This is a genomic window from Nocardiopsis sp. TSRI0078 (genome assembly GCF_001905145.1).
In the GTDB taxonomy this organism is placed as follows: Bacteria; Actinomycetota; Actinomycetes; order Streptosporangiales; family Streptosporangiaceae; genus Nocardiopsis.
Genome location: NZ_LWLB01000014.1, coordinates 44,837 through 54,446, shown reverse-complemented (window position 1 = coordinate 54,446; position 9,610 = coordinate 44,837). Strand labels below are relative to the sequence as shown.

8 protein-coding genes and 2 pseudogenes are annotated in these 9,610 nt (G+C 73.0%); 4 read left to right on the top strand and 6 right to left on the bottom strand.

From position 1 onward, the window contains the following. Positions 1 to 240, bottom strand: a 240-nt coding sequence (locus A6A08_RS13255) for a cellulose binding domain-containing protein (RefSeq protein ID WP_199866921.1), incomplete at its 3' end; no start/stop codon positions are given. A gap of 855 nt (positions 241 to 1,095) precedes the next feature. On the opposite strand from A6A08_RS13255, the gene A6A08_RS13250 reads away from it, so the two are divergent. Next, the gene (locus A6A08_RS13250) at positions 1,096 to 1,770 is read left to right on the top strand and encodes a lytic polysaccharide monooxygenase (protein ID WP_073702897.1); all 675 of its coding nucleotides are present in this window, start codon (positions 1,096 to 1,098) and stop codon (positions 1,768 to 1,770) included. A gap of 252 nt (positions 1,771 to 2,022) precedes the next feature. On the opposite strand, the pseudogene A6A08_RS13245 reads toward A6A08_RS13250, so the two are convergent. The 4 genes and pseudogenes from A6A08_RS13245 to A6A08_RS13230 form a co-directional block, all read right to left on the bottom strand. Continuing rightward, positions 2,023 to 2,668, bottom strand: a pseudogene (locus A6A08_RS13245) (response regulator). Then, entirely contained in the window at positions 2,659 to 2,970 is a 312-nt protein-coding gene (locus A6A08_RS13240) for a sensor histidine kinase (RefSeq protein ID WP_338013127.1), read from the bottom strand. The pseudogene A6A08_RS13245 and the gene A6A08_RS13240 overlap by 10 nt, the downstream one beginning before the upstream one ends. 430 nt (positions 2,971 to 3,400) lie before the next feature. Further along, positions 3,401 to 3,766: a hypothetical protein gene (locus tag A6A08_RS13235; RefSeq protein ID WP_073702895.1), complete on the bottom strand. Its 366-nt coding sequence runs from the start codon at positions 3,764 to 3,766 to the stop codon at positions 3,401 to 3,403. 329 nt (positions 3,767 to 4,095) lie between these two features. Next, complete coding sequence (locus tag A6A08_RS13230; RefSeq protein ID WP_073702894.1) at positions 4,096 to 6,390, bottom strand: excinuclease ABC subunit UvrA; 2,295 nt, start codon at positions 6,388 to 6,390, stop codon at positions 4,096 to 4,098. 62 nt (positions 6,391 to 6,452) lie between these two features. Between A6A08_RS13230 and A6A08_RS13225 the strand changes: the two genes are divergently transcribed. Next, positions 6,453 to 7,421 (top strand): YafY family protein, encoded by a 969-nt coding sequence (locus tag A6A08_RS13225; protein WP_073702901.1) that lies wholly within the window; start codon positions 6,453 to 6,455, stop codon positions 7,419 to 7,421. Between the two features lie 308 nt (positions 7,422 to 7,729). Here A6A08_RS13225 and A6A08_RS13220 read toward each other — a convergent pair whose 3' ends face one another. After that, entirely contained in the window at positions 7,730 to 8,524 is a 795-nt protein-coding gene (locus tag A6A08_RS13220; protein ID WP_073702893.1) for an SDR family NAD(P)-dependent oxidoreductase, read from the bottom strand. Between the two features lie 362 nt (positions 8,525 to 8,886). On the opposite strand from A6A08_RS13220, the pseudogene A6A08_RS29360 reads away from it, so the two are divergent. Then, positions 8,887 to 9,054: pseudogene (locus A6A08_RS29360) on the top strand (YciI family protein); the annotation flags it as partial. Between the two features lie 53 nt (positions 9,055 to 9,107). Next, positions 9,108 to 9,560: a GNAT family N-acetyltransferase gene (locus tag A6A08_RS13210; protein ID WP_073702892.1), complete on the top strand. Its 453-nt coding sequence runs from the start codon at positions 9,108 to 9,110 to the stop codon at positions 9,558 to 9,560. Positions 9,561 to 9,610 lie beyond the last annotated feature (50 nt).

Here is a 9,610-nt window from a genome sequence, read left to right as displayed (position 1 = left end):
GGCGAAGTCCCATTCCAGGGTCCAGCCGTCGACCGCGTCGCCGAGGTTGGTGATGCTCACGGCCGCGGTGAAGCCCGAGCCCCAGTCGTTGACCTGGTAGTCGACCTCACAGCCGGCCGCGGCGCTGGCCGGTGAGGAGGTGATAGCCGCGAGACTGGTGCCGAGCACCAGGGCGGATGTCGCGGCGAGGCCGCGTCGTGTCCACGAACGTAGGTTCGCGCCACGGGGGGGTGTGCTCATCTCTTCTTTCCTTGTGGAAGGGGGGTCGCCAGAAGGAGCGTTCGGAAGGTGCCGGGGCCACGGCCCGACAGACGAATGAAGGGGAATTCCATGCGTTTATGGAGGTGAGCGGGGCATTCTCGTGCCTTAGATCCGGGGATAAAGCCGAGTGAAAGAACTGGAAGAGTGGGAGCGCTCCCAGTCGAAGGTGAGCGGGTTGTAGGAGACAGGTGTGAACAAGGTGTGCGAGACGGCGCCGGATTCCGTGACTCCGGGTTACGGAACCCCAACGCTTTCCTGAACGGTAGCCCGCCAATGGTGATATGTAAACACCATATGAAGCGAGTATTTCTGGTACACCGTTCCCTTTGAATGAATTCGCAGGTAGTGGCCTGTGTCACAGTCGGTCGGCGGCGGGGCCCGTCCCGGGTGGTCCCGGCGCGCGGCGTCTCCCGGGCCGGCGCGTCACGGTGGATTCCCGGCGGCGAGGGCGGACCGTACGTGGTGCCGGCCGGTGGCGAGGCGCACCGCCGGCGGACGAGGCCGGGGCCGAGGGCGCGGTGGAGCTGATCGCCCGCCTTGGCGGGTGTGCCCGGGGAGTACGGGGCCGGTGATCCGGTGCGGCCGCCGGCCGTGCCGCCCGCGTCGCGGCTCCCGTGTCGGGGAGGGAGGGGCGGTCGGGGGCGCGGCGGTGGTGTTCGCCGGTGTTCTTCCTGCTGGCGAGCCGCGCGGGTGCCGACACGGCGGTGACGGTTACCCGGTCGGCGCCACGGATTTCCCCTCCCTTCTGTTTCGACCCGGCTCCGTTGGGTAACATGCGGCATGGGAGCGCTCCCCGTCGGTCGGCTGACCAAGCCGAGAAAGACGGAGATCGCAATGGAAAACAAGACCAGTCAGACCACCCGCAACCGCCACTGGGCCGCCCGTGCGCTCGTCCTGGCCTCCCTGCCCCTGCTGGGCCTGACCACGATGGCCGCTCCCGCCTCCGCACACGGATCGATCGTCGACCCCGCCAGCCGCAACTACGGCTGCTGGGAGCGCTGGGGCTCCGACCACCAGAACCCGGCCATGGCCCAGGAAGACCCCATGTGCTGGCAGGCGTGGCAGGACAACCCCAACGCCATGTGGAACTGGAACGGCCTGTACCGCAACAACGTGGGCGGCGACCACCAGGGCCAGATCCCCGACGGCACCCTGTGCAGCGGCGGTAACACCGAGGGCGGCCGCTACGACTCGATGGACGCGGTCGGCCCGTGGAAGACCACCGACGTCGGCGACGACTTCACCCTCCACCTCTACGACCAGGCCCAGCACGGCGCGGACTACTTCAAGGTCTACGTCACCGAGCAGGGCTTCGACCCGACCACCCAGGCACTGGGCTGGGACGACCTCGAACTGGTCGAGGAGACCGGTTCCCGTCCGCCCGCCCTGGACACCTACATCGACGTCAGCACCTCGGGCCGGTCCGGTCACCACGTCGTGTTCACCATCTGGCAGGCGTCCCACATGGACCAGGTCTACTACCTGTGCAGTGACGTGAACTTCGGCTGATCCTTCCGACCACCCCTGCCGGCTGTCCGGAATCCTCCGCCGGACAGGGCCCGTCGGGACCCTCACCCCCGACGGGCCCCAGCCGCGGCCGCGCGGCGGGAACCACTCCCCGCCGCGCGGCCTCACGCCGCCTCCGGCCGACCACGCGAACCGTCGCCCGAAGCCGCGGGTAGGGGCCGCCACCGGGCCGTCCGGCGCCCGCGCCGGCCAGGAGGCCCGCCGGGGGCGGGCCGGGCACACGGGCCCGGTGCCTCAGGTGCCCATGTAGCGCAGCACCGCCAGGACGCGGCGGCTGTATCCCGCCGTGTCGCCCAGGTCGAGCTTGTCGAAGAATCGCGTTGGCGTGCTTTTCCACGGCGCTCTGCGAGACGAACAGCGTCGCCGCGATCGCCGGGTTGGTGTGCCCCTGGGCCATGAGGGCCATGACGTCGCGCTCGCGCCCGGTCAGGCGCCCCAGCGGGTCCGCGCGGCTGCTGTCCGCGAGCAGGTGCCGCACCACCTCCGGATCGAAGGCGGCACCGCCTCCGCCCACCCTGACCAGGGCTTCGAGGAACTCGTCGACCTCCACCACCCGGTCCTTGAGCAGGTAGCCCACACCGGTGGTGTTCTCACCGAACAACCGGGTGGCGTACCGCTTCTCCACGTACTGGGACAGCACCAGCACCCCCACGGCGGGGAGCTCCCGGCGGATCCGCACCGCCGCGCGCAGCCCCTCGTCGGTGTGCGTGGGCGGCATGCGCACGTCCACCACGGCCACGCCGGGCGCCTCCTCGCCGACCGCCGCCAGCAGGGCGTCGGCGTCCCCGACCGAGGCGGCCACCCGGTGCCCCTCGTCCTGCAGGAGCCGCACGAGCCCCTCGCGCAGCAGTGCCGAGTCCTCGGCCACGATCACCCGCACGGCAGTTGCGCCCTGACCGTCGTCGGCCCGCCCACGGGACTGTCCACCGACAGCCGACCGTCGAGCGCCTCGACCCGGCTGGCCAACCCGGCCAGCCCGCCACCCGCGGGGTCCGCTCCGCCCACCCGTACCACCACGGACTCCGTTCCCTCCTCGTCAGTGCCTTCGACCCGCACACCGATCCGCTCGGTCCCCGCGTGCTTGACCGCGTTGGTCACCGCCTCGGCGACCACGAAGTAGGCCGCCGTCTCCACGGTCGGGGAGAGCGTTCCGGTCAGGTCGTACTCCAGGTCGATCGGCATGTCCGACCGCCCGACCAGTCCGTGCGGCGCGGACGCGCGAACGCCTCTCCGTCGTCGACGACCCCGGCCGGTACCGGGCGAGAGGCGGCCGCGGGCGCCGAGGCGGTGGCCTGCACGCTGGAGGCTGGTCGGGTCCTCCTGGTGGACGGCGTCCGGGAGGGCGCCGAGCGGTACGGGATGTACGTGGACGCGGGCGTGCCGGTCCGCACCGAGGAGGCGCCCCGCGTCCGCGACCACACGGTCATGGACGTGCCGGACGGCGAGGAGCCGCGGGACCTGGGACGGGTCCCGGCGACCGCCGACCACTCCGCCTCGGAGCAGCAGGCCATGGTCGCGTACGTGCCGCGGGAGGGCGTCGCCGCGGCCTTCCCGACCGGAGGGTGCACCGGGCACGGGGGGCGGGGCCCTCCCACCGGGGGAGGGCCCTTCGTCAGGGGGTGTCGCCGAAGAGGTGGTCCCGCGCCGCGTCGGTGGCGGCGCCGCCCGGGTCCTCCACGACGCCGCTCACGGTGTCGGCCTGCTCCTGGAAACCGCCGTAGGCCTCGGCGGCGCCGTCCTGGAAGCCGCCGACGGCCTCCTCGCCGTAGGCCTGCGCACCCTCCGTGGCGCCGCCGAGGGCCTCCTCGCCGTAGGCCTGCGCGCTCTCGGTGGCGCCCATGGCGCCCTCGCCGAAGGTCTGCGCCGCCTCCTGCGCGGTGCCCATCCCCGCGCCCAGGGTGTCGGACGCCCCCTGGACCGCGTCCTCGGCGGCTCCGCCGAAGAGGCCCTTGAACCAGTCGATCACGTCGTCGAACATCGATCACTCACTCCGTAGGTTGTCCCCTGTCTACCCTCTCCGGATAAACCCTCGGTAAGGGACAGGTGCGCAGAGTGATCAGGCTGGGCCGGAACGCACCTCCTGCGCATCCGCTCCCCAGGAGGTCCGCTGGTCAGCGGGAGAGGCGGGCGGCGACCTCGGAGGCCGCCCGGGCCGGGGAGTACCGGTGGTGTCCACGATCACACCGGCCGCGTCCCCGAGCCGGCCCTCGGCGGCGGCGGAGAGGCCTCCGCATCAGGTCGGCGGAACGCCGCGGCGCCCGCGCTGCGCTCCCGGTCCCCGGGGAAGGCCTCGTGCCCGCCGTCCCGCTACACCCCCTCCAGATACCGCCGCAGCGCCTCGGCGGTCGCGCCGGTCCCCGACCGGGCCATCCGGGCCGGGGTGCCCTCGAAGACCACCCGGCCCCCGTGCGTCCCGGCGCCCGGCCCCAGGTCGATGACGTGGTCCGCGTACGCGACCACGTCCAGGTGGTGCTCCACGACCACCAGGCTCGTCCCCGCGTCGACCATGTGGTCGAACAGTGAGAGCAGCCGGTCCACGTCGCCTCCGTGCAGCCCGGCCGTGGGCTCGTCGAGCACGTACACCGGCGCGGGGGCGGCCAGTTCCCGGGCCAGCTTGAGCCGCTGGCGCTCACCGCCCGACAGCGTGTCCAGCGACTGGCCGAGGGTGAGGTAGGGCAGCCCCACCCGGACCAGGCGGTCGAGCGCGTCACCGATCTCCGGCTCCCCGAAGAACCCGGCCGCCTCCACGGCGGTCATCCCCAGCACCTCGGCGATGGTCCGGCCGTCCAGGAGGTAAGAGAGGGCCCGGTCGTTGAACCGCGTGCCCCGGCAGGCCTCGCAGACGGTCTCCACGTCGTCCAGGAAGGCCAGGTCGGTGGTGACCACCCCGCGTCCGCGGCACGTGGGGCAGGCGCCCCTGGAGTTCGCGCTGAACCACGACGCCGCCACTCCGTTGCGCCGGGCGAACAGCTCCCGCACCTTGTCCAGCACGCCCAGGAACGTCGCCGGGGTCGACCGGCTCCCGCCCCCGGCCGCGCCCTGGGTGACGGCGACCGCGTCCGGCCGCACCCGGGTCAGCTCCCCGCCCGCCAGCGAGCTCTTGCCGGATCCGGCCACCCCCGTGACCACGGTCAGCACCCCCGTCGGCACCGACACGTCCACGCCCCTGAGGTTGTGCAGGCGCGCGCCGCGGATCTCGATGCTCCCCCGGGGTGCCCGGACCCTCCCGCGCACGGCGCGCGGACCGCGCAGGTACCGTCCGGTCGGGGTGTCCGTGTCCAGCAGCCCCTTGACCGGCCCCTCGTAGACCACCCGGCCGCCGTCGCGGCCGGCCCCGGGACCCATGTCGACCACGTGGTCGGCGAGCGCGATGACGTCGGGGTCGTGCTCCACCACCAGCACCGTGTTGCCCTTGTCGCGCAGCCGCCGCATCAGGTCCGTCAGCCGGTGTACGTCGGCCGGGTGCAGGCCGGTGCTGGGTTCGTCGAACACGTAGGTCAACCCGGTCAGCGACCCGCCCATGTGCCGGACCAGCCGCACCCGCTGCGCCTCCCCGCCCGAGAGCGTTCCCGAGGCCCGGTCGAGGCTGAGGTAGCCCAGGCCCACCCGGTCCAGGTACCCGAGCCGCTCGACCAGGGCGTCGGTCAGCGGCCGGACCCGCTCCACGTCGATCCCGCCCACGACCCCGGCCAGGTCGGCGACGGGCATCGCACACCACTCGGCGATGTTGTGCGGGCCGATCCGGCAGGCCAGGGCGGTCCGGTTCAACCGCGCACCCCCGCACTCCGGGCAGGGGCCGGAGCCGACCACCCGGTCGAGCGCGGCGCGGTCCCGCTCGGACAGGCCGGGGGACTCGGAGGTGAGGTAGCTGCGGACGAGGCGGGGCACCACGCCCTCGAAGGTCCCCGTCTTGGGGAACTCCGGGTCGGGGCGGGGCGGGCGGACACCCTCGGCGTACAGCAGCAGCTCCCGCTCGGCGGGCGTGTACTCGCGCAGGGGCTTGGCGCGGTCGAACAGGCCGGAGTGCACGTAGCGCTTCCACCGCCACGTACCGGGCGCGAAGGTCGGGAATCGGATCGCCCCCTCGTCCAGGGACAGGTCCGGGTCGATCAGTGCCTCCGCGTCCACGCGGTTCACGGTCCCCAGCCCCTGGCACTCCGGGCACATGCCGCGCGGGTCGTTGAACGAGAACACGTGGGAGAGCCCGGCGGAGGGCTCACCGATCCGGGAGAACAGCAGCCGCACCAGTGGCGCGATGTCCGTGGCCGTGCCGACCGTCGAGCGGGCGTTGCCCGACAGGCGCCGCTGGTCCAGGACCACCGCGACCGACAGGTTGTCGATCCGGTCGGCGTCGGGCCTGCCGGGATGGCCCAGACGGTTGCGGACGAAGCTGTCGTAGGTGTCGTTGAGCTGGCGCCGCGACTCGGCCGCGACGGTGTCGAACACCAGTGAGGACTTGCCCGACCCGGAGACCCCGGTGAACACCGTGATCCGGTTCCGGGGGATCCGGACGTCGATCCCGCGCAGGTTGTGCGTTCTGGCTCCCTCCACGATGATCTCGTCCACCGCGACGGGCCGTGGCTGTGCCGTGTCGATGCTCATGGCGCCACGCTACGGACCCTTGTGGCCAGAATCCGGCCACAATACGGGGCAGAATCGTGGACATGGCCGACACGAGTGCGCGGATGCTGCGCCTGCTTTCCCTGCTCCAGACCGGCAGGGCCTGGTCCGGCGCCGACCTGGCCGAGGCCCTGGACACCAGTCCGCGGTCGCTGCGCCGCGACATCGACCGGCTGCGCGAGCTGGGTTACGCCGTGGAGAGCCTCCGGGGACCGGGAGGCCACTACCGGCTGGTCGCGGGCCGCGCGGTGCCGCCCCTGCTGTTCGAGGACGACGAGGTCGTCGCGGCGACCCTCGGCCTGCGGATCGTCGCCGCCGGGCTCGGCGGGGTGGAGGGGGTGGAGGAGAGCGCGGAACGCGCCCTGGCCAAGCTCGGCCAGGTGCTCCCCGCCCGCCTGGCCCGGCGGGCGGCCGCCCTGACCGAGGCGGTCGAGCCGGAGCAGCAGGTGTGGCCGGGCGTGCGGCCGGAGGTCCTCACCGACCTGGGGGAGGCCGTGGCGGACGGGCACTGGGTCCGGATGGTCCACCGGGGCGGGGACGGCCGCGAGCGCCGCCGGAAGGCGGACCCGTACCGGCTGGTCCTGTCCGGGCGGCGCTGGTACCTGTTCGCCTGGGACCGCGAGCGCGACGACTGGCGGACCTTCCGCCTGGACCGGATCTCCGCGGTCACCCCGACCCGGGCGCCCTTCACACGCAGGGAACCGCCGAAGGAGCACCTCGCCGACCACCTGGAGCGGGGTTTTCGCGACGCGGAGGTCCGGCACACGGTGTCGGTCCTGTTCGCCGCGCCGGCCGAGGAGGTGGCGGCACGGATCGTGCGGATCGAGGGCGCCCTCGAACCGGTCGGTCCCGACCGGGCGCGCTACACCGCGCGGGTGGACTCCCACGAGTGGCTCGCCATCGTCCTCGCGCTCACCGGCCTGCCCTTCACGGTCGAGGGGCCCGAGGAGTTCGCGCGCAGCACCGCCGCGCTCGCCGAACGGCTCCACCGTTCCGTGGACGGGGGCGGTTGAGGAAACGGCCGCGGGCCCCGGGGGGACGCCGCCCGGCGGTCCTTCGGGATCCGTGCGCCAACGGTGTCCCGGCACAGTGTGAGCGCCGGGCGACCCTGGTCGGAGAGCGCTCTCCGAGCTGTTGCACGCAGCCTTCGTCCACCACCAGCGCGGCCCGCCGCTGCCACCGAAGCCGCGCCTTCGCGGTTCAACGGAAGGTCCGCAGGAGAAGAACGGCCACGTTCCCCCTTGGTCGGCGCCCCGGCCAGGGCCGCGGCGACCCTCCTGGCGACGGCCTCCCCGGTCCGACGCCTCCTCCTCGACCGCCGTCAGGGGATGATGGAGTCGACGTAGCCCCCGTCCACTCGTACGGCGGCCCCCGTGGTCGCCGAGGCCAGGGGAGAGCTCAGGTAGGCGACCATGTTCGCGATCTCCTCGGGCTCGATCAACCGCTGGAGGAGCGACTGCGGCCGGTGCAGGCGCATGAACTCGCGCTGGGCCTCCTCCCAGGGCAGGTCCCGGTCGACGAGCTGGTAGACGAAGTCCTCCACGCCGCCGGTGTGGGTGGGACCGGCGATCACCGAGTTGACGGTCACCCCCGTGCCCGCGGCCTCCTTGGCGAACCCGCGCGAGACCGCGAGCAGCGCCGTCTTGGACACGCCGTAGTGGATCATCTCGGCCGGGACCACCACGGCCGAGTCGCTGGCGATGTTGAGCACGCGGCCCCACCGCCGCTCCTTCATTCCGGGCAGGAACTCCCTGGTCAGGCGCACGGCGGAGAGCACGTTGACCTCGAAGTAGCGGCGCCACTCGTCGTCGGTGATGGCCAGCGCGTCCTCGGCGCCGAAGATCCCGAGGTTGTTGACGAGCACGTCGAGGTCGGGCAGCAGCTCCCGGATCCGCCCCGCGCCCTCCTCCGTGGTCACGTCGGCTGCCGCGGGCACCAGTTCGGCCCCCGGCACGTCGGCGGAGACCGCCTCCACCGCGCGGGCGACCTTCTCCTCGCTGCGCCCGTTGACCGCCACCACGGCACCGGCACGCGCCAGCGTCGTCGCGATCGCCAGGCCGATTCCCTGGGTCGAACCGGTCACCAGGGCCGTGCGTGTACGCAGATCGATGTCCATGCGGCCAAGCTACGTGTCCTCCGCGTCCGGAGCCCGGCCCGACCCGGCGCCGGAGGGGCCCTTCCGAGGAATCCCGGGAAAATCCCGCGGCGTGTGTCGATCCGGCGGCCTCCCGCTCGTCGTGAGGAGGAGAGGCGGGGAAGGGACCCGCCGCAGCAGACGAGGAGTGGACATGCCGCGCTTTCTGACGATGATCCGTATCGACGAGCAGGGCTTCGCCGACCAGACCCCGGATCCCGGGTTCGAGGAGCGCATGGGAGCCCTGTTCGAGGAGATCAGCAGAGCCGGGGTCATGGTGGAGACGGCCGGGCTCGTCCCGACCTCGGAAGGGACCCGGGTGACCTGGTCCGGGGGGCAGGCTCGGCTACACCGACGGGCCCTTCACCGAGACCAAGGAGGTCATCGGCGGTTACGCGATCCTTCGGGCCAAGGACCGGGCCGAGGCCCTGGAGTGGACCGGCCGGTTCCTGTCGGCCCACCCGGAGCACTGGACCATCGGCGCCGAGGTTCGCGAGATCACCGAGGGCTGAACCGGCCGGGAGGGATCCCGTCTCGGCGGGGCCCCTCGCGTTACCGTGCTTCCATGCCTGTCCGTCCCGCCGTCGCCGAGGACGCTCCCGCGATCGTGTCCCTCATCGGGCGCGCCGCCCCGCACCTCGACACGAAGGCCTACGCGAACGGCCGTCTGCCCGAGGGGGTCGTGGCGCTGGTCGCCGAGCTCCGCGGCCGCCTCGTGGGCTGGCTGGAGGGGGTGGTGGACGACGCGTACACCGGACCCGGCGCCCCGGTCCCGCCCCCGCACGGGTACGTGCTCGCGATCGTCGTCGACCCCGGCACACGCAGGCAGGGGGTCGGGAGGGGGCTCATGGAGGCGTTCGTGCGCGTCGCGCGGGAGGCCGGGGTCCGGTGGGTGTTCCTGTTCCCCGAGGAGGGCACGGGTGTGCGCGAGCGGATGGAGTTCTTCGAGGCGTGCGGGTTCGAGGCCGTGGGCGATCCCGGCGGGGAGCACCCGGCCATGGGCAGGCGGGTCGGCTGAACCGGGAGGGTCGCTCCCGGCGTCGGCCCGCTCCCGCCCCGCGGCCCCGA